Here is a 21,114-nt window from a genome sequence, read left to right on the forward strand (position 1 = left end):
TTTATTTAAATACAGATTAATCTTGATTTTTTAGATTTTCCATGCGAAGTGAAGTCACTGTCCTCCATACTAGAAGCTTTTGCTCCATAATATCAAGTACTTTGTTTAGTCCAAGACCTACAAATAATAATATTACTATGCACGACATCACTCTACTGATATTAAAATAAGAAGTGGAGTATGTTATCATCCATCCAAATCCACCCTTTGAACCTATATATTCTCCTATTATAGCTCCAACTAGAGCTGCACTTACTCCTCCTCTGATACCTGAAAGTATCCAGGGCATACAAGATGGTATTACTACTGTTCTAAGGGTTTGAAAATGACCAGCACCAAGAAGATTGGCTGACTCTAGTATTCCTTTATCCATAGATTTTATGGCTCCATAAGTGGATGAAAAAACATTGAAAAACACCATTAATCCTGCCAAAAATATTTTAGAGGTAAGTCCCAGTCCAAACCATAATACATAAACAGGAGCAAGAGCAAGCTGAGGTATACAGCTAAATCCAGAAATTATTGGCGTAAGCACCTCTCCAATGAAAGAAAAATATCCAAATATTATAGCAAAAGTTATTCCTATAAGACTTCCTAAAAACAGCCCCCAAAACACCTCCGTCAGTGTTATTGACGCATGCTTGGCTAGCTCTCCACTTGAAAAAAATACTATTAAGTCTTTAAATATTGCACTAGGATAACTTGTAAATACTGGATTATAACTACCATTTGTGGCTTTATATTCCCAAAGTAAAAGCCCGAAAATAATAAGAAGGCTCCTGATTAAAACTATTATAAAATATCTTTTTTTCTCCTTATCAATTTTTTTCATTTTTTCTATTTTTCCTTTTTTCTTCTTCATATTCCGTATAATATGTTTTTCCATACTGCATTTTTATACTGTCAATATTCTGAGAGAGTAAAGATTCGCTTATCTGAGTTTTTCTTTCATCCATCTCTACGGCATTTACAGTCTTGTATATTCCATCTACTACCTCATTAAATAAACTAAAAGGTATTCCAATTGCTGCTTCATTTTCACTCCAAGCTGCTAAAAATCTAGTTCCTGAGCAAAGCAGTGACATATTCAAAGTATTATGTATTAAAGGATAGGCCGTTGCTTCTACGCATATACCTTGATTTCCAGACATGCTAAACTCTTTATGTATTGCATTATGGTATGTATATCCCTGAATCACTCTCATTAACTCCCTAGGGCTTCCTATGATTAATACAACATCTGGTGTTTCTTTATCGATGTAATCTTCTAAAGGCTGTACTAAAATCCCATATGTATTTGATAAAATATTGCTCGTTTCAAGAGCAGCCCTCTTCGCTACCTCTTGGTTTGAAAAAAGTCCTAGCTTGTATGGCGATTCTCCACTTAAAAACTCATCTGTAGGCTTTTCAAATCCTAACGCCCTAGTGCTTCCCCCACAGCCAGATGTCGATTTATCAAACTTAATTCTATGTCCATGACTAGCTGATTTTACAACCACACAATAGGACATAGGTCTTTTAAGCTCTACAGCGTTATATGAATTAAATTCTTCTAAGTTTTTCAAGAATTTAACCCCTACAATTTTTCTATTTATATTTAAAAGTGCATAGACTTTTTTTACATCTTTTTCAAACTCTCTCATTTTTCACCTCCTCTTTTAAATAAGTATGTATTTCTATCCCCAATTTTTAATTTACATAAATATGTATTATTCATACACTCACTAAGTTATCATGTTGTTATTTTTGTGTCTAATTAAGTTTTTCTATTCTATTTATAAATTATATTTATGCAAAAAAATAAGCCTGAATTAGGCTTATTTAAATTTAATGTTGTCCTATTTATATTTTTTAGATAGATTTCACAACTTCTTATTTTTCAAAACATTTACTATAGATTTTTTATGTCTCCATAGAATTAGTAAGCATCATACTAAAATATTTCATAGAAATATTACTTGAATCTTTTTCATCTTCATAATCTTTAGCTTCGGGTTTTACTCTTTCTGTCTCTTTATCCTCAGCTTTACCTTTTATTTCATTTTCATGTCTTAGTTTTTGCATTTCCTTGTGTATCTTTTCCATTTTATGATCAAGATGTGCAATCTGATCTGCTGCATCTTTTAAATCTTCCTTTAGATTTTCAGGTACTTCTTTGTCATATTTATAATAAATCTTATGCTCAAGACTAGCCCAAAAATCCATGGCAATAGTTCTAATTTGTACTTCTACATAAACCTGCTCTACTCTATCAGACATAAAAACAGGGATTTTTAAAATCATATGGAGGCTTTGATACCCGTTTGGTTTAGGATTTTCTATATAATCTTTGTATTCGATTACTTCAATATCCCTTTGCTGCATGAGCATTCCTGCAACTCTATATATATCGGAAGTGAAAGAGCATATGATTCTAATACCAGCGATATCAAGGACATTTTGTCTTATTGAATCTATGCTAAACTCATAGCCTCTCCTTTTTAGTTTGTTAATTATACTTTGAGTATTTTTGAGTCTGGATTTTACATGTTCAATAGGATTGTAGGAATGAATATATTGAAATTCCTGCTGAAGTATGCTAATTTTAGTTCCAATTTCCTCCATTGCAAACTTATAGTACATCATATATCTAGTTAAAGATTTCTGGAGATTTTCTATTTCTTCTAAGTCTTTGAAATACTGATCTTGTGACATATTTCCCTCCCTTATCTTCTTCTATCTCTAATTAAAATAAGTCTAATAAGCTGAGCAATCCCAGCAGCCATAGCTGCTACATAAGTAAGGGCAGCTGCATTAAGTACTTTCTTTGCACCAACCCTTTCATTTACAGTTATAAAATCATTTTCAGCAAGTAGACTCATAGCCCTATTGCTTGCATTAAACTCTACAGGCAGAGTAATTATCTGAAACAATACTGCAACTGAAAATAATAATATTCCTATATCAATCATACCACCTAAAGCTGGAATTAAAAATCCTACAAATATAAAAAACCATGCAGCGGATGAACCAAAGCTGGCTATAGGGAATATCTTGTTTCTAATTTCAAGAGGAACATACCCCTTGTCATGTTGAATAGCATGTCCTACTTCGTGAGCTGCCACACTCACAGATGCAATAGAACTTCCTGCATAGACTTCCTTTGAAAGTCTTAATATTTTATTTACTGGATCATAATGGTCACTCATATGCCCAGGTGTAATCTCTATTGAAATTTCACTTAGATTTTGTTCATTTAAAAGTATTCTTGCAACTTGAGCTCCTGTATAATTTTTTCTAGTTTGTACTTGAAGGTATTTTGAAAAGTTGTTTTTCACCTTTCCCTGTGCATATAATGTAAGTAGGATTGCAGGTATTAAAACAATCATTGTCTGATCAAAAAATATATACGGATACATATCAATTCCCCCTTTTGAAAATTAAAATATCAAATTTTATAATTAGTATAAATCCAAAATATGAACCTAACATGAACTTTTTAGGCAAATATATTCAAAATATAAATTCATATTTAGTTCATAATCTGCAGATATAATTCATTTAATTTTAGAGTGTTTTTAATTAATGTATTAATATAATTATTTATGGAGGTTACTATGTTTAATATTCTTGTAGTAGAGGATGATAAAAATCTTCAAAGACTTATGGAGACCGTACTTAAGCAAAATGGATATATGGTGTTTTGTGCTTCCAATGGATTGAGCGCTCTTGAGGTTTTAGATAAAAATCATATAGATTTAATGATTAGTGATATTATGATGCCTGATATGGATGGATATGAGCTGACAGACTCTTTGCGAAAATCGGATTATCAGCTTCCAATTCTTATGGTAACTGCAAAAGAGAGTATGGAGGATAAAAAAAGGGGATTCATGTGTGGAACAGATGACTATATGGTAAAGCCTGTAGATATGGATGAGCTCATTCTTAGGGTATCTGCTTTACTGAGAAGAGCCCGTATTATGAACGAGCATAGGATTTTTATAGGAAAGACAGTTTTGGATTATGATACCTTAACTGTATCTAGGGAGGATATTAATCTTACTCTTCCTCAAAAAGAATTTCTTCTTCTTTTCAAGCTTCTTAATTATCCTCGCCAAATTTTTACAAGGCAACAGCTTATGAATGAGATATGGGGACTTGATGCTGAAAGTGATGAACGAACAGTTGATGTTCATATCAAAAGATTAAGAGAGCGCTTTAGCGATTGGCCTGATTTTGAAATCATAACTGTGAGAGGCCTTGGATACAAAGCCGAAAAACTGGAGAATAAAGAATGAAAAAAATATCAGTAAAACTAGCTGTTGCCTTTATTATATTAATCTTGCTTTCTTCTTTACTCTCCTTTTTAACCTCGGCTGTGTATATGCCAAATCTTCAGCAGGAAATAAAGGAAAGTCAGGAAGCCATAGGAATATTAATTAAGGATTTATCTGAAAAAACAGATTTGAGTAATGAAGAGATTTCAGATATTATCTCTTGGTATACCTATGAAACTAGTATTTTAACTCATGAGGAAGAGGCTTATATTAATGAACAGGAATATCTTATTCTTCTTGATGGGGGTATGATTCACAAGCCTTTTAGAAGATTTAGTGGCGTTAGTACTTATCTTATGATTGATGATGATATTATGAGAATACAATTGAGACAGAATCAAAATATATGGAAAATAGCGGCTTCTAGAATTTGGTTTCCCGGTATATCCTTTGTAATTATTGGCTCAGTTTTAATCATTTTTGTGGTGAGACATGCAGTAAGACCTATTATAAAACTTACAAACGCTACAAGAGAGATTACACTTGGAAATTTTGATGTAGAGATAAATTATAATAATAAGGACGAAATAGGACAGCTTACTACTAACTTTAATAGAATGATTAATGAGCTGAAAAAAATTGATACTCTAAGAAAAGATTTTGTAAGTAATGTTTCCCATGAATTTAAGACCCCTATTGCATCAATTCAAGGCTTTGCACAATTACTCCAGCAAGATGATCTTTCTGATGAAAATAGAAAAGAATATGCCCGTATAATATCTGAGGAATCTTCAAGGCTTTCACATCTTACAAGTAGCATGTTAAAGCTCTCTAAGCTTGAAAATCAAGAGATAATACAAAAGCACAAGGGTTTTTATCTGGATGAGCAGATTAGAAAATGTATTTTGTTACTTGAGCCAGAGTGGAGCAAAAAATCCATTGATTGGGAAATCAATCTTGATAGAGCCATGATTACTGCTGATGAAGAACTCCTGCAACAAGTATGGATAAACCTTTTAATCAATGCAATAAAATTTTCCTCAAATGATGGGAAGATTATTGTCTCTCTCAATCACTTGAAGGAAGGTGTGGAAATTTCAATAAGAGATTTTGGCAAAGGAATGAGCAGTAAGACCAAGGAACGTATTTTCGAAAAATTTTATCAAGGTGAAGAAGCACACGATGTAGAGGGAAGCGGTCTTGGACTATCCCTTGTAAAAAGAATTTTAGACCTTCATGGAGCCCAGATTAATGTAGAGAGCTCTCTTGGGGAAGGATCTGAGTTTAGTGTTACTTTAAATATAAACTAATATCATTTATATTATTGCTTTTTAGATTTGTCAGAATATGATATCATATTAAAAATGCATAAAATGTTAATAGGGGGATTAAAATATGAAGACTGATGGCGGAATTTTATTAGAAAGTGGAACTGGCGAGGTAGAAATACTTCATTTTACAGTCAACAATGAGAATTATGCTATTAATGTAGTAAAGGTAAAAGAGATTCTTCATATAGATAATCTTTCGAAAGTGCCTAATACTAGTAAGGCTGTCCCTGGTATTTCTCTAATTCGAGGAGATGTAATTCCTATAATTGATATGAAATATGTCTTAGAAAAAGAAATCAATGAGAATGTTAAAAAAAGTATGATTTTGTTATGTGAGTTCAATAAAATCAAAGTTGCTTTCTCAATAGATGAAGTTTTAGGTATAACAAGAATAAAATGGAGTGATATTCAAAAACCTAGTGTAGTGACTTCTGAATCACTGGTTATTGGAAATATAAATTTAGAAAGTAAAATCCTAATGCTACTGGATTTTGAGAAAATAGTTATGGACATAAGTCCAAAATCAGGTATTCATTCTGAGCGAATGATAGATGTCAAGGCAAATAAAGATAGGAGTAATTACAAGCTAGTTCTGGCTGATGATTCCCCTTTAATCAGAAAAGTTCTTCTTGATAATCTTACAAATTCTGGATTTAATAATCTTAGAATATTTGATGATGGACAGCAGGCTCTTGATTATATTAATTCTGTATATGATAGACTTGGAGATAATTTTATGGATGAAATAAATCTTCTAATAACAGATATAGAGATGCCGCAGCTAGATGGACATACATTGACTAGAACTATAAAAGAGCATAGAGTTTTAAGAAAGCTTCCTGTAATAATTTTCTCATCTTTAATTACTGGGGACCTTCGTCATAAAGGTGAATCTGTGGGAGCAGACGCTCAGATGAGTAAACCTGAAGTAGAAAATTTAGTTGAAACAATAGATACCTTCATTAATATTGCATCTAAAAATAAATAATATTATTTAATATATAAAAGTCTCACTTGGCTGGAATATTACTTCCTTGCTAGTGAGATTTTTTTAGTGATTCAATAAAAAAATCTATATTTAAAAATCTTATTATATAGGCATATAGTTTTTTTATCTAGGTACAAATACTATAACTTCAGAATTATATTATGGGTTTGAAGTTTTTTAGGGGGGGGACTTATATGAATAAAAAAAGGAGCATTTCTTTTATTTTATTTTTTATTATTTTAGGAAATATGAGTATTGGCTGTTCTAGTAATAATGTTTACAATAACAACTCTAGCAATAATACAAGACAAGAGTTTAAGATAACGTCTGACAATCCCGTTGTAAATGGTGATGGTATAGATATTATATTTACATCATATGATATTCAGGCAGAATCAACTGTAACTGTAGAGAAAGTAGAGCCTCAAAATATATACGATGAGGATGTGACAAAGGAAGATGTATTAATAAAAGCCTTTGAAATAAAAACTCCTGAAATAAATTCATTTACGGGATTAATAGACATAGAAATACCCTATGATGAGGATTTTATAGAAGTTGGGAGCCCTTCTAAAAATGTTGGGGCTATGTACTTTGATGAATCCTTACAGGAGTGGACACCTATCCCTTTTGAGATAGATGAGAATAATAAAAAAGTTAGAATATTTACTAACCATCTATCTACTTATAGTATTTTTACTGTTAGAAATGAAAATACTAGAGCTGCCCAGATAGTTAAAGTCAATTCTTACCCTACTCTTCCAAGTGGAGTTTCAGGTGTATTTGAAGATGTAATTAATGAGGCTATGAACAACAATATGAGTCCGGGTCAAAAGGCTTTTGAGCTAGGTCAAGGAGCTGTATCTGATTGGCTAGGTATAAGTGGTGCAACTTTAACTACTATAACTCAAGTTCTTTATGTATCTGAATTTGCTGAAGGTCTTGGAAATGCCTTTAATAATGTTGGATTAGCTGCTGCTATGGTTCAGGCCGCTTATGATTTTAGTAGTGGGAAAGATGCCGCACTTTTTTCTAATCTTACTAAAAACTTATCTTATTTTTCTGTTGGGAAATGGGGCTATAATGCTCTTCAGTTAGGCTTTGTTGGAGTTTATGCAATAGATTACTCACTCAGCAAATTTGCAGCTAGTGCATGGGATGGTAGAAATGAAATCTGGTATAGTGCATATAACCTTTATTATCAGAGGGAAAATAAAAGATCTGCTCCAGATTGGTATAGAACAATCTATTCTCTATGGGAAAAAAGTGATAGTAGCAAAGATCCTAATTTCTTAAAAGATGCTATCAATGATGAGCTGGATTCTTATATAAATGCTTTTTGGAGACTAGATGAAGTAGATCAAGCTTTTTGGCAATCTGAGGTTCAAAAAACAGGATTTAGTGGCGGAGGAGGGCTAAACGAAGCTCTGAAAAGAGATATCAGTAATGCTCATAAAGCACAACTTGTAAAAGATCTACAAGAGCCTGTTTTTGATGTACTCGAAAGAAATATAAGATGGAAGCTAATGGATGAGTATTCTAAAGAACTTCTTAACTTAAGAAATTATCTAAATCAAGTAACTACAGTTTTAATAACTGAAAATTTAAAGCCTGATGAAAAGGCAACTTACGATGGTTATATTGTAAGGTTTGGACCTTTAAATGATACAGCAAATGCAAGTTCTTGGACCGGAACAATAAAAAGTGATGGAACAGTTCAAACTAGATTTACAGCCCTTGGTCATATACAATCAGGTGCTCCTGATAAACTATTTTTATATAAACCAGATGCTAATCCAGATACGGATGCACCCGAAAAAGAATTTAGCTTTATTGTAAGTTTTCCAAATATGCAGATCAATTTAAAGGAAATGCATCCTACTATGGATGAAATTACAGGCAACTGGGAAAATGTCTATATGACATTCCCAGATGTAGTAGTATCTGAGAATCCTTCAAACGAAGAAGGGGAATGTGATCTAAACGAAGAGATAGTTAGACTTTTTAAAACAGCTAAGCTTAAATGTAAATTTGAAATTCAAAAGATAGATGAAAATAATGCTACTTTAGTATTTGGTGTAGTAAGTGGAGTAAATATCTCAAGCGGTGAGTCTCTTGATATAGACCCTGAACCTCCCGTAAATTCAACTGCCACTTATAAAGATGGCGTTTTGAGCTCTACTGTATTTATGGAAGGCGCTGAATTTCCTTTTAATTTTGAAATAAAGAAAGGAAGCGATGGTAATATAAGTTTTGTTACAAAATCAACTATCTCTGGAGTAAACGATGATGGTTCCAAGTTTTCTCTTCCTTTTACTTTAACAGGTCAAAAATACTAACAATAGAGACTGCCACGAGGTGCTTTTATGTTACCATCAGTTGAATTTACTATATTACAAAGATTAATAACTCTAAAAACCTATGATATATTTATTTTTTTAAGTATAGTAACAGGGTTTCTTTTATCCTTTAAAGTTTTAAAGCAAAATGGTCTTTCTCTAAAGGCCATTTTGCTAATCTATATGATTATAACTTTTAGTTTTTTATTTGGCGCTAGAGCCTTAAACTACGCTATACAATACAAGACTTATAGTGAAATTGGAATTTCTTTTTTTACATTCAGATTAGCTTATTTTTCTCTCTATGGTGGAATCATTTTTAGTTTTTTAGTTTTGTTACTACTAATAAAAAAATTACACCTTGATTATTATGATGTATTGGATAAATTGTCCCCTTGCTTTCTGATTAGCTTTTTTATAATGAAAATCGGTTGCCTTTTAAATGGATGCTGCTATGGAAAGATTACAGATTCTTGGTTTTCTATACCACTACCTATAAAAGAGCAAGCTAGACTCTCCCAAAATACATTTGCTTCCTCCTTATTTGGAAATATATCTATGAGGGTTTATCCGGCTCAGTTAATGGAAGGTATCGGAGCTCTATTAATAATTATAATCTTATTTCTTCTTAGAAAAAAGCTTTTACAGGGTGAAACTTTTCTACTTTCTGCCATGCTTTTTAGCTTTTTAAGATTTATAGTAATATTTTATAGACAGCTTCCCTATTCGGATTTTATTAAGCTTTGGTTTTATCCAACACTTTATACTCTTATTATTGTATATACCTTTCGTATGCTAATCAAAATTCATTTTAAAAAACACAAGATTCTATAAATTTGAATTTTTGCCAAGGCCTTATTTCATCAAGGAGATATATTTCTTCCTCTAAGACTCTCCCCACTATACTTGATTTTCCTGAGTTCTTCATCTGATTTAGTGCGACTTGAAGCTCTCCAGAATACCTAGTATATTCCTTTGATTCAATGATTATATCTCCTTTTTCAATAACTGGCTTGGGGTTTATTAGTTCAAAAGTATAGTCCTTGTACTTCACCCTGCTCTGAGTCGACCTAATCATATAGCTAGATACATCTCCTCTAATGAACCTCCCACCACTGATGCAGTAGCTCAGTGGGGGTTTCCTATCATTAAAAGCTAGGTATTTCAAGAGTAAAGAAGGTTTGCTTCTTTGTTTCATGCAAGGCATGTGAATATACTAAGCTTTCTAAATAGGCAACACTGTTTAAGTGGGCGGGAACACGCCATCTACTACTTTTAGCTTACGCTATCCGTAGATACTTTGTTTCTTTGATATCTCCAATGTATCTAATGTCTTTATACAAATGCTTAGATAGTATGTTTCTAGCACCATGGATATCTCTATGAGCTGTATAACTGCAACTGCATTTGTAATTTCTAGTAGAAACCTTTTTTCTTCTACTGCAAACAGGACATGTTTGACTTGTATAGCTTTCATCTATCTCATTAATAGTTATGTCACTGCTTTCTAGCTTATATTTAAGGTAATCCTTTAGCTTTCCAAAGTTCCAATTGGATAGTTTTTGGTTTACCTTTTTTGTATTTTTGCCCTTTGTGTTTCTTTGGACCCCTTCAACCTTACCAATGACAACTTCTTTAACTCCTTCATTTACAGCAAAATCTACAAAGCTTTTAGTTGTTTTATGAAGGATGTCTTTAATTTGAGCCTCTGATTTTGACAAAATGTATCTCTTAGCTTTATTGTACTTTTTATACTGCTTAGAGCCCTTCTTGCATTTACTCATAAGTCTTTGAAGCTCAGCCAACTTTTTGTTTCTTAGCCTATTTACTGACCTCATCTTTCTGCCAGTTATAATTAGGGCGTTTTCACTTTTAGTATAGGCAGCAATTGTATGGATTTCTCCAAGGTCAATACTGCAGATATTATCTCCAGTATTTGGACTTATAACTGCTTCATCATCATATGTTATTGAAACCATAAGCTTTCTGTCATAGATAAGCTCTATTTCTTTAATATCATGAGCTGGAAGGTTTTTTACCCGTATTGTAATATGCTCCCTTCTTTTGCCATTTCCTGTGCCCATAGATAAAGTTATCTTTCCATTTAGATGAACTGTAAAGGCTTTATCCACCCATTTAGTATTGAAGTTTTTCTTTTTCTTGTATGGATATTTACTTTTAAGGCCAGCCTTTCTTGCTTTAAATGCAGCGTCTCTTGAAAATAGATACTTATGACAAACAGCTTGTACTGATTGACTATGAAGGGGATATTTATCTTTTAGTTCCTTTTGAAGTTGAGTTTTACCTATCCACTTACCATTATTTGCAAGTGAGTACTCTTTAGCTATTTTAAGGCAGCTGTTATATATCTCAGCTGAAATACGATTACACTCAAATAGTCTATCTAGATTGATCTTAGTTGTAAAAAACTCAGTTTTAAGGCACCTAATCATTTTAGTCCTCCTTTCTCTCAGATTCACAAAACATATGTTCTTCTATATCTACCCAAATATTTCACACAAAAAACTGGATTCTTAATTATTTTTTTGTTTTAAGACAAAAAAGCAATCCATCCCGCCACTGAATTTAAGAAAAAACTCAGTGGGGGATGAATTGCCTAAATTCTGTTAAATCTAAAAACTTTTTCCCAACAATCTCCTTTAAATTTTCTGTATGGGATTTATCTTCATCTAAATATCTGGCTTTAATCTGAGGATATTCTTCATAATGAAATTTTATTAACTCTTTTTCCATTGGAATCAGCCTGTCAATTAAATCTCTATTGTCCTTATAACTAAAAAGTCCTTTTTTTACTATATCTGGGATTTCTTTACTTCTCACTTTTATATAGCTTTCTTCATTTGCCATAAAGTTTAAAAAACCTTTCGCGCATGAGAGCTGGATATCTGATTTTAGCTGACCTATATTATTTTTACATTGATACATCAAAAAACTAATCAGTGCATTTCTTGAAAAGTATATTGCCTTTGAAATCCTTTTTGATTCTTGAACAATGAAGTAGCTTATAAGCTCATATCTCTCAGAAAAGCTTCTCCTTGAAAGAGGAGGCAGCTCAATAACCATTGGAATCCGTCTTCTAAATGTATCCAGTAAAAAAGAATCTGGTTCTTCTGTAGTCGCCGCTATGATTTGAACCTTTACTCCCTCTACATTAGAAACGCTGCCAAGCTCTCTATATATTCCATTGTCTATATATGTAAATAGCATCTCCTGTCCTTGATGGGATAGCCTATGGACTTCATCCAAAAATAATATTCCGCCATTACTGACTTTTAAAAGCCCTTCCTTATCTTTCTCAGCTCCAGTATATGAGCCTTTTTTTGACCCAAATATCTGAGCTAAGAGTAGCTGAGGGTTGTCTGAGTAGTCCGCACAGTTGAGGGTTACAAAAGGTGCATTTGAGGGCTTTACTTTAGAGGCTATTGCGTACTCATGCATTTTTTCTGCAAAATACGACTTTCCGGCCCCTGTCTATCCAAGTATTAAAGTGTGTAGTCCATTTGGTGGATACAAGATAGCTGATTTTGCCTTTTGGACAGCTTGCAAAAGGCTATCATTTTCTCCAATTAAGCTTTTAAAAGAGCTTTCTTTTAGTTTAGAAATTTTGATGTCTACTGCCACCGATTTTTCATTTGATTTTATATTTTCCTCAAATCTTATACTTTTATCTAATGCTGGTTTATACTGAACAGGCCTAGTAAGTATTTTTTCTAGATATCCCTCTTTTACAAGGTCATTTAAATACCTACTTGCAGTAGACCGATCAATTTTTAAAAAATCTCCTAAAAGCTTGGCGTTCACATGGCTTTCTTTTTCAAAAATTTTTTCTAGTTTTTCTAGTACCTCATATTTTTTATTCATAATAAACACCTCACACTTAGAGACTTTGATTAGATAAAAGAATATTTCAATGCTTTATTATTTGTTAAATAACTTAGTTTCTATAGCCACAGTCGTCTGAGGTATTTCACAAGGTTTCCCATAATAATACCCTTGAAGCAAATCTATTCCCATTTCAATGAGTACATCAGCCTCTTCTTTTCTCTCTATTCCTTCTGCTAGAGCTATTATATTATTTTCTTTTGCTACTTTTATATAATTTACTACTTTTTCTTGTTTTTTTGGTTGTTTATCTATATTTTTAATCAGGCTCATATCTATCTTCATATACTTCGGATTCAGAGCTAGAAGAGCATTTATATCTGAGTACCCACTTCCTATATCATCAAAAGCTGTAGAATATCCTTTACCTTTATAGTAGGAAAGAATGTTATTCAGATGAGGATAATCTTCGATATAATCTGTTTCTACCACTTCAAATACTATATTTTTAGGATCTAGTCTATATTTTGTTAATGCTTCATCAGTGGATTTCAAGCACTTCTCAGGGTCATAAATAGATGTAGGTATGAAGTTTATAAATACTTTTTTACTTATATTTTGCTTAGCCGCATTTTTAATTACGGTTTCTCTACATAATCTATCTAAAAAGAACAATAAATCCATATTTCTGGCTTTACTAAAAAGTTCATTTGGAGGAATTATACTCCCATCTTCTCTTATCCCTCTTGAAAGTGCTTCATATCCATATATCTCACCCGTATTTGCACTTATTATAGGTTGGAAAAATGTTTTTATACTAGATTTATCAAGTACATAGAGTATATCTTTTCCTGAAAAAAAATCTATATAGTACTGAAGGGACTTTAATTTTTTGAGATTTTCATATTTTATTTCATTTTTTTCAGACAAAGGCATTAGCTTTATATCTCTTTTTTCAATACAACTAAGATTCATTTCTAAAAATAGATTTATAATTTTTTCTAAATTCTCTTCTTCTACTAAAAAAATATCATTAACTAGTTTGAAATTTATATTTTTAAGTAAAAGAGAATTTTTCACTGGATCAATATGATGCTCTGTAGGTACTAATATACAAACTGATAAATCTTCAAATATTGGGATTTTTGAGCAGCGGTCACAATTCAATTTTATACCCCCTAAAATATTACTGTATTTTTATCTATATTATAGTTTTTTTATCCATGCCTATTAACTAAGCTTCTTTTCAAATCTCGTTCCTTTTGCCTTTATATATATCCATTTGGCTGAAAAAACACCAGCATACCCTGCAAACCCTCCTATAAGTATTCCGCCGAGTATATCCGATGGATAATGAACCATAAGATAGTTTCTAGAAACTCCCATAAGGATTACAAATAAAAAACCTATAAAACTATATTTTTTGTTAAAGCTTAAAAATATAGCACTCATCATTGCCATAGCCGCTGTAGTATGACCTGATGGAAATGCATGGCCATAGTAATATCTGCCCCCAACATACTCCCACCATGTATGATAGATACTACTTATATCTTCATACGGCCTAGGTCTTGAAATTAAGGGCTTTAATATTATATTTGTCAAAATGGCTCCTAAAGCCATTCCCAATAAAACTGCTATTCCAGCTTTTCTTGTCTTTCTAAATAATATCATTATTAGTCCTATTAAAATCAAACCCACTCCATAGTCTCCAGTCATACTTATAAATGTAAAGAAGGGGGTTAGAGAATTCTTCGTAGCTACTGCCAGTTCATGAAGTATATTAAGTATAGTATAATCAAACCTATAAAAAATTTCGTTAATTCCTGCTGCAATTAATGTAGTATCCATTTTTATGCCTCACTTTAATATTTTGCAAAATGCCATATATTTCTTTAACTTTTTTAGTTTTAGTTCATTGAAAAGAAAAAGCTTCCTAAAATTAAAATAAGAAGTATAGCTGTTATGATGATTCCTATGGGATGTCCAAAATTAATAGTCCATCCTATTCCAAATCTCTTTTCTACAAATATGCTCGAATCATCTTTATTATAATAAAAGGTTCCAAATTTCCAGAAATTATCATCATCCCTATCAATTATTTTATCGCTTACCTCTTCGTGTTCATCTATTTTGATCCTGCTACCACTTTGGCCGGTTTTAAATGCCACATAAATAGCTCCTATCATTGGGCTGAGAGTCACAAGAACATTTGCGAATATATGGAATTTATTCCCCTGATTAAAAATTCCAATTATTACAAGCTGCATATACATAAAATGAAGTGTAAGTAGTATTATTAAAAAAGCTATATATTTAGCCCAGTAATTTTTTGCAATTAGATTTTGTTTTAAAGATGTTTTAGGCTTTGTCGCTTGAATATTAGGCTTTACTCTCACTATCATTTTATATATTCCAAAAAAAAGACCTGTCATACCAATTTGATTTATAGGTATTGAATAGGCTGTTAAAAACCCTTTTTCTCCATAGGTTGTAGGATTTCCTGTAAAATCAAAGTTTATTGGTATCTGATTAGGTAAGCTTTCATAATTAAAAAAAGTAATCATCAATGTAGTAATAGAAACTAAAAGCGGAAGCATAAATAAATAAGGTGATATGAATTTAATATCTGGTTTTTTTGATGTATTTACAACTACCATTTGTTTCTTACTTAGAGTCCATCCCTTGGCTTTTTTTAATTCTTTAGCTTTTTTATGAACATAGATATAATTTACCCACAAAATAGCCAGTAGTAAAAATATACCCATCATCTGTAGATTATAATTTTTTGTAATAAAAGCTGTACTATTTATAATTATTGAAAATCCCACAGAACTATAGATAAAATTTCTTTTATAGAGATTTTTAAGATCTATTACTTCTTGTTCATTATTTACTTTTTCAGGAATAACCACTCCAAATAACAAGGTTTTTCTAATGAATTTTGGCATGAGTAGACCCAGTAAAATAAGGGGGATATATATTGTTAGCAAGTTAATTAAAAAAATATATACAAACATCTTAGTCCCCCTTTATTACATTATAGCTATCGTAATTTTTTTCAACAATATTCATGAATTCTTCTTTTGATACCCCTCTTAGATATGCTTCAGCCGAGATATTTTTAATGATTTCATCAAGATATTCTATATACTCCTTTGTTTTTTCGGCCTTTAAATCTGGGTTAATCATCACTCCACTTTTCCTATGAATCACAACCCAGCCCTCTTGTTTTAGCTGGTTGTATACCTTGTTTACTGTATGAAAGTTGATTCCAATATCTGCAGCAAGTTGTCTTACTGATGGCAAGTCTTCACCTAGCTTTAGCTCTCCAGATGCAATAGCCCTTATTATTTGATTTTTTATTTGCTGATATATAGGGACTTCTGAGTCAAACTGTATATATAAAAGCATGGTATCCCCCTTTATTTAATCTCTTCAAATTTTTTTGGATAAAATTTATATAAAATATAGCTTGAGATAATATATAAAATAAAAAGAATAAAGCTGAAAAAAAGAATAACATTGGAAAGTTTATCTGATATACCTCTATATAAAAGATAAAACCCTCCAATAACTATAGCTCTAATAACTAGTGAAAGAAGTACATTTAGATTATTTTTTACTGCTGCCGTAGGGCTAAGCCAGTTTAAAGAAGGTCTTTCAATATTTATAAATATATCTACCGTAGATAAAAACAAAGTAGCAACTATGCAAAATACAAAAGCATTTAAAGCGGTCTCAATATTTATATTTAGGTATACTCCCGCTGTAATTCCAAGAAGAATAGAAGCAAAAAAAGTGATTATAAGGGTTGAATATACTCTATACCTAATATTATCTTTTCCAGAAATCGGCATAACTCTAGTTTCCCAAAAGCTTTTTCCTTCTCTTGAAATTACTGTAGCTGAAAGACTCCCAACAATAGCAGGAGTTGTAATTATCCCAGCATATATATACACAATATATGAAGAGAAATATGGTGATGAGAGTATCTCATTTGATAGCTCTCCAGTAAAAGACAGCATAAAAAACATTATTATTGGTAAAAACATTATAAGAACTGAGTTTAACAAAAATACTGGAGTTCCAAATATTATTCCAATATGTCTTTTGATTAGCTGTAATCCTTTACTTCGTTTTTTATAATAAATCTTACCTCTGCTTTTTATCCCTGAGCCTTCCTCATTAAAAGCTAAAAGACCCTTCATATATATATGCCTTGCTATTATTTTTAGAAGATAAAAAAAACCTGCGTTTAGAAGGATAAATAACGCTGCGTCTATTAATGACCCTGTAATCATCTTAGTAAGCCAAATACTAGGTGGGAAGCTTCTTCCAATTAATCTAAGTATTCCATCTTCCTGTAAAAGCATTTGATTTAGAGTCTCAGGACTCATCTCCATTTTAGCAATCAAAAGCTGGATAAAAATAATCCCTGTTAGTAGCATTATATTTCCAGCTATTGCAAGGATATTTCTTTTTTTGCTTCCTCCAACAAAGGACATAAAAGGAATAATTATAAGGGTTGCTAAAATCATTGGCAAAATAGGAGCCATAAAAACAGCCATTATTCCTGTAAATATAACATAAATATCTATCCCTGTCCCTAAGATATGTACGATAATTGAAGTTCCAAGGAAAAAAGTTCCAATCATAAAAAGATAGATGTATACTGCCGCAAGTTTAGAAAAAACAATAAAATCGGCTTTTACTGGAAGGGTTGCCAGAAATTTGAGGTCCTTGGAGTAAAAGAATACAGATATAATAAAAGGGATACATGCAAAAAACATCATCATCACAGTCCCTATATACATATAGGTTATTGTAAGCTCCCCTTGATTTATAACTAAAAATACTTCATTTACCTTCTTTACAATTTGAAATGCAGGTATGATTAATAATACTGGTATTAGAATAATTATCAAAGAAAGCCATTTATTTTTCACATTGGCACTTTGAGTATACTTGCTTAAAAAATCCTTTATCTGAATTTTAGTAAGTGCAATAAATTTATTCATCTTTTGTCATCTCCAAAAATACTTTTTCAAGGGTAGTATCATCACTTTTTTTAATATTTTCTACAGTATCACAAACTATAAGCTTTCCTTTGTGAATAATTGCCACTCTATCACAGATATTTTCCACAACCTCTAACCCATGGGATGAAAAAAATACAGTCCCTCCATTATCACAGTGCTCTTTCATTAAATCCTTTAAAATTTTTGCAGAGTATGGGTCAAGACCTACCATAGGCTCATCAAGTATAAAAATTTCAGGTTTTGGAAGAAGTGCCCCTGATATAATGAGTTTTTGCTTCATACCGTGAGAATATGAATTTACGGGTTGTGTTAAAGCATCATAAATTTGAAATTCCTTTGTGAATTTTTCAATCCTTTCCTTCCTCATCTCTACAGACACATCATACATATCCCCTATAAAGTTTAGATAATCTATTCCCTTAATTGAATCAAATATAGCAGGATAATCAGGAACATAGGTAAAGCTTCCCTTTGCCTCTACTGGTGATTTTGAAATATCAAAGCCATTGACTTTAATGATACCAGAACTTGGAGACAGTATCCCTGTAATCATTTTTATAGTTGTGGTCTTACCAGCCCCATTTGGTCCAATAAAACCCATTATCTCTCCTTTTTTAACCTCTAGTGATATATTTTCTACCACATTTTTTTGCTTATCATAGGATTTTGATACATCTTTTAATACAAGCATGACGTTCACCTCTTTATATTCATGAATTTATTCTATTAACACTTATATCTGTTATATATAATATATAACAGATATAAGTTAGTTTCAATATTTTTTATTTTTATTATATTTTATAGTACTTTATGCTTAATTTTTTATGCTATAATATAGTTTAAATATCCATTAATTTTGGTTTTTTATTTTGCTTTCATAGTAAGCACTCTTACTGTGAAGACAGGGGGAGCAAAATGAATATAGATTTTTATGATTTGATATTCTTAATTATTATAATCTTTGGTTTTCATTCTTTTGTTTTTCTCTATATAAAAAAAAGAAATGGAAACCTTACAGATTTAATAAAAAAAGAGAGATCTAAGTTTTTTACTATTTTAGAAGCTAGCCCAGATTCTATAGTGGTAACAAGATTCAGTGACGGTAAAATTATCCTTGCCAATAAAAAATTTTTAGATACTACCAAATATACAAAAGACGAAATAATTGGGAGGACATCTTTAGAGTTAAATATTTGGACAAATAATTTGTCTCGAAATAGATTTATAAATCAACTGAGAAATAATACTGCCATACAAAATTTTGAAGAGTATTTTTATACAAAAGATAGGACAATTTTTTTAGGTAGCGTTTCTTCAAATATCTTAACTTTAGACTGTGAACAATATATAGTTTCAATAATAAGAGATATTACAGAGCTTAAAAAAACTGAGAGCAGATTGATTGAAAGTGAACAAAAGTATAAGGCTATTGCCCTATCCTCTGCAAGTTGGGAGGCTTGGTACGATGAACATGGCTGGCTGCTTTGGACTAATGATATGGTTAAGGAAATCACTGGCTATGATGTAGATGAAACATTTGAAATCAATGATATTATGAGGCATATAGTAATTCCTAGGTACAAATGCAATATCACTAAAAGATTTGTAAATGAACTTTCAAAAGATGAGTGCGGAAAAGAAGAATTTAAAATTAATCATAAAATTTCTGGTGAAAGATGGGTCTTGCTATCTTGGAGACCTGTTTATGATGAAAATCAGATATTTAAAGGAATCAGGACGAGTGTTATCGATATTTCTGATCAGAAAAAAGCTGAATTTGCAGCTCGTGATCTAGCTTCTCAACTTAGAAGAGAAAAGGAAATTGCAGAAAAAAATTCACTAACTGATTCTATGACCGGCCTTTCTAATAGACGTTATTTGGAAGATAGGATATGTTATGAGTATTCGAGAATGAAAAGATGTAATATAGAGCTTTCCATAATAATGATTGATGTGGATTTCTTTAAACAATATAACGATACATTTGGTCATTTAGAGGGAGACGAATGTTTAAAAATAATTTCTAAGCTTTTGAAAAAAAGCGTTAAAAGGGGTACTGATTTAGTGGCAAGATACGGAGGAGAAGAGTTTGTAATTTTACTCCCTGATACTAGCAATCGTGCAGCCTTTAAGATTGCAAATAAACTTAAAAACAATATAGAATCACTTGAAATACCTAATCCTTTATCTGAAGTATCGGATTTTGTCACTGTAAGTATTGGTGTAGCTACGTTCAACAATAAGACCAGTCTTCCTCCTAATCATCTACTTAGTGAGGTGGATAAAGCTCTTTATTTTGCTAAAGGAAGTGGACGAAATATAGTCATTAATGCTTAAAAGCCTTATCTCATAAACTTGTGAGATAAGGCTTTTTATAGCGTAAAATACTGAAAATCTATCCTTTATATATATCAGTATCATCTTCGGCTTTGATTGAGAGCTTTGGGTCAAACATAGGGATTGGTTCTAATTTAAATGCACTTAATCTGTGCATTTTATCTATTTTTTCCTTTAAATTTCCCTCTGCAGTTCCTTCTCTTATATACTGATTTAGCTCTTTATATGAAAATCCTAATACATCTTCATCTGTTTTCCCCGTAAGCCCATCTGCAGGTGGTTTTATAATATATTTTTCAGGTATATTAAGCACTCTACCTATTTGTATGATTTCATCTGATGTAAGCATACCTAGTGGAGAAAAAGCACCTGCAGTATCTCCATATATAGTAGCATAGCCTACCCAATCCTCAGAAAGATTACTTGTATTAATCACTCTACTTTCGGCTATTGATTGGGAAATCGCATAAAGTAGTGTCATCCTTACCCTTGGTGGAAGATTCAGAGTAGTTTGCTTAGATACATCCTCTATTAAATCCCCTTTTATCTCATTTAGAGAGTTTCTGAAGGCATCTGTCATTGGCTTTATTGAGACCTCTTGATGCTTAATTCCTAAAAATTTACATAGCCCGTAGGCATAATCAATATCATTTTGCTCTCCATCGGGCATTAATATTCCAAAAACATTGTCTTTTCCTAAAGCTTCTACACAAAGAGCTGCTACAACAGAGCTATCCTTTCCTCCAGATATACCTACAACAGCTTTTTTGCCACCTGTATTTTCCATAGTTTCTCTTATCCATCTGATTAAATCATTTTTGATTTCAATAATTTGACTTCCCGATAAATTCATTTACTTTACCTCCATGTTTAGACTTTTCAGCTCTCTCAACATACATTATTCCCTTTTCAGGATCCACAAAATCATTTTGCATGTCAATGACAACAAGCATTTCTCCACCTCCATATTAT

The 21,114-nt window shown here is 31.7% G+C and carries 21 protein-coding genes and 1 pseudogene; 6 read left to right on the forward strand and 16 right to left on the reverse strand.

All coding sequences use genetic code 11. The annotated features are described in order from the left end of the window. Positions 1–16 precede the first annotated feature (16 nt). From J2Z35_RS01300 to J2Z35_RS01315, 4 genes are all read right to left on the reverse strand, one after another. The gene (locus J2Z35_RS01300) at positions 17–862 is read right to left on the reverse strand and encodes an ABC transporter permease (RefSeq protein ID WP_245330698.1); all 846 of its coding nucleotides are present in this window, start codon (positions 860–862) and stop codon (positions 17–19) included. Continuing rightward, positions 819–1,643, reverse strand: a complete 825-nt coding sequence (locus J2Z35_RS01305) for a DUF169 domain-containing protein (protein ID WP_209658578.1) — start codon at positions 1,641–1,643, stop codon at positions 819–821. The genes J2Z35_RS01300 and J2Z35_RS01305 overlap by 44 nt, the downstream gene beginning before the upstream one ends. A gap of 259 nt (positions 1,644–1,902) precedes the next feature. Further along, the gene (locus J2Z35_RS01310) at positions 1,903–2,694 is read right to left on the reverse strand and encodes a GTP pyrophosphokinase (protein ID WP_209658580.1); all 792 of its coding nucleotides are present in this window, start codon (positions 2,692–2,694) and stop codon (positions 1,903–1,905) included. Positions 2,695–2,705: 11 nt separating this feature from the next. Continuing rightward, positions 2,706–3,398, reverse strand: a complete 693-nt coding sequence (locus tag J2Z35_RS01315) for a zinc metallopeptidase (protein WP_209658582.1) — start codon at positions 3,396–3,398, stop codon at positions 2,706–2,708. A gap of 198 nt (positions 3,399–3,596) precedes the next feature. On the opposite strand from J2Z35_RS01315, the gene J2Z35_RS01320 reads away from it, so the two are divergent. From J2Z35_RS01320 to J2Z35_RS01340, 5 genes are all read left to right on the forward strand, one after another. Next, on the forward strand, positions 3,597–4,280 hold the full coding sequence (locus J2Z35_RS01320) for a response regulator transcription factor (RefSeq protein WP_209658584.1): 684 nt from the start codon (positions 3,597–3,599) through the stop codon (positions 4,278–4,280). After that, on the forward strand, positions 4,277–5,569 hold the full coding sequence (locus J2Z35_RS01325; RefSeq protein WP_209658586.1) for a sensor histidine kinase: 1,293 nt from the start codon (positions 4,277–4,279) through the stop codon (positions 5,567–5,569). Before J2Z35_RS01320 ends, J2Z35_RS01325 begins: the two co-directional genes overlap by 4 nt. 85 nt (positions 5,570–5,654) lie before the next feature. Continuing rightward, positions 5,655–6,578 carry a chemotaxis protein gene (locus J2Z35_RS01330; RefSeq protein ID WP_209658588.1) on the forward strand — a complete coding sequence of 308 codons (924 nt, stop codon included), beginning with the start codon at positions 5,655–5,657 and terminating at the stop codon, positions 6,576–6,578. Positions 6,579–6,772: 194 nt separating this feature from the next. Next, entirely contained in the window at positions 6,773–8,917 is a 2,145-nt protein-coding gene (locus J2Z35_RS01335) for a hypothetical protein (RefSeq protein WP_209658590.1), read from the forward strand. Positions 8,918–8,944: 27 nt separating this feature from the next. Continuing rightward, positions 8,945–9,751, forward strand: a complete 807-nt coding sequence (locus J2Z35_RS01340) for a prolipoprotein diacylglyceryl transferase family protein (protein WP_209658592.1) — start codon at positions 8,945–8,947, stop codon at positions 9,749–9,751. Here J2Z35_RS01340 and J2Z35_RS01345 read toward each other — a convergent pair. From J2Z35_RS01345 to J2Z35_RS01390, 10 genes and pseudogenes are all read right to left on the reverse strand, one after another. Further along, positions 9,729–10,115 (reverse strand): DUF871 domain-containing protein, encoded by a 387-nt coding sequence (locus J2Z35_RS01345; RefSeq protein ID WP_330623314.1) that lies wholly within the window; start codon positions 10,113–10,115, stop codon positions 9,729–9,731. The genes J2Z35_RS01340 and J2Z35_RS01345 overlap by 23 nt on opposite strands. 82 nt (positions 10,116–10,197) lie before the next feature. Further along, the gene (locus tag J2Z35_RS01350; RefSeq protein WP_209658596.1) at positions 10,198–11,370 is read right to left on the reverse strand and encodes an RNA-guided endonuclease InsQ/TnpB family protein; all 1,173 of its coding nucleotides are present in this window, start codon (positions 11,368–11,370) and stop codon (positions 10,198–10,200) included. 145 nt (positions 11,371–11,515) lie between these two features. Next, positions 11,516–12,397: pseudogene (locus J2Z35_RS01355) on the reverse strand (sigma 54-interacting transcriptional regulator); the annotation flags it as partial. A 12-nt stretch (positions 12,398–12,409) separates the two neighbouring features. After that, positions 12,410–12,799: a hypothetical protein gene (locus tag J2Z35_RS01360; RefSeq protein ID WP_209658600.1), complete on the reverse strand. Its 390-nt coding sequence runs from the start codon at positions 12,797–12,799 to the stop codon at positions 12,410–12,412. Positions 12,800–12,856: 57 nt separating this feature from the next. Further along, the gene (locus J2Z35_RS01365) at positions 12,857–13,927 is read right to left on the reverse strand and encodes an EAL domain-containing protein (protein WP_209658602.1); all 1,071 of its coding nucleotides are present in this window, start codon (positions 13,925–13,927) and stop codon (positions 12,857–12,859) included. A gap of 63 nt (positions 13,928–13,990) precedes the next feature. Then, entirely contained in the window at positions 13,991–14,611 is a 621-nt protein-coding gene (locus tag J2Z35_RS01370; protein ID WP_209658604.1) for a phosphatase PAP2 family protein, read from the reverse strand. A 59-nt stretch (positions 14,612–14,670) separates the two neighbouring features. Then, positions 14,671–15,780, reverse strand: a complete 1,110-nt coding sequence (locus tag J2Z35_RS01375) for a DUF1648 domain-containing protein (RefSeq protein ID WP_209658606.1) — start codon at positions 15,778–15,780, stop codon at positions 14,671–14,673. A gap of 1 nt (position 15,781) precedes the next feature. Continuing rightward, complete coding sequence (locus tag J2Z35_RS01380; RefSeq protein WP_209658608.1) at positions 15,782–16,174, reverse strand: GntR family transcriptional regulator; 393 nt, start codon at positions 16,172–16,174, stop codon at positions 15,782–15,784. An 11-nt stretch (positions 16,175–16,185) separates the two neighbouring features. Continuing rightward, complete coding sequence (locus J2Z35_RS01385; protein WP_209658610.1) at positions 16,186–17,781, reverse strand: putative ABC transporter permease subunit; 1,596 nt, start codon at positions 17,779–17,781, stop codon at positions 16,186–16,188. Continuing rightward, complete coding sequence (locus J2Z35_RS01390) at positions 17,774–18,493, reverse strand: ABC transporter ATP-binding protein (RefSeq protein ID WP_209658612.1); 720 nt, start codon at positions 18,491–18,493, stop codon at positions 17,774–17,776. Before J2Z35_RS01390 ends, J2Z35_RS01385 begins: the two co-directional genes overlap by 8 nt. A gap of 227 nt (positions 18,494–18,720) precedes the next feature. On the opposite strand from J2Z35_RS01390, the gene J2Z35_RS01395 reads away from it, so the two are divergent. Further along, the gene (locus J2Z35_RS01395; RefSeq protein WP_209658614.1) at positions 18,721–20,142 is read left to right on the forward strand and encodes a sensor domain-containing diguanylate cyclase; all 1,422 of its coding nucleotides are present in this window, start codon (positions 18,721–18,723) and stop codon (positions 20,140–20,142) included. Between the two features lie 58 nt (positions 20,143–20,200). Here J2Z35_RS01395 and nadE read toward each other — a convergent pair whose 3' ends face one another. Both nadE and J2Z35_RS14750 read right to left on the reverse strand, forming a co-directional pair. Further along, positions 20,201–20,995 carry an NAD(+) synthase gene (gene nadE / locus J2Z35_RS01400; RefSeq protein ID WP_209658616.1) on the reverse strand — a complete coding sequence of 265 codons (795 nt, stop codon included), beginning with the start codon at positions 20,993–20,995 and terminating at the stop codon, positions 20,201–20,203. Next, on the reverse strand, positions 20,967–21,095 hold the full coding sequence (locus J2Z35_RS14750) for a hypothetical protein (protein ID WP_281063607.1): 129 nt from the start codon (positions 21,093–21,095) through the stop codon (positions 20,967–20,969). The genes nadE and J2Z35_RS14750 overlap by 29 nt, the downstream gene beginning before the upstream one ends. Positions 21,096–21,114 lie beyond the last annotated feature (19 nt).

The sequence above is a fragment of the Acetoanaerobium pronyense genome, assembly GCF_017874355.1.
Classification (GTDB): domain Bacteria; phylum Bacillota; class Clostridia; order Peptostreptococcales; family Filifactoraceae; genus Acetoanaerobium; species Acetoanaerobium pronyense.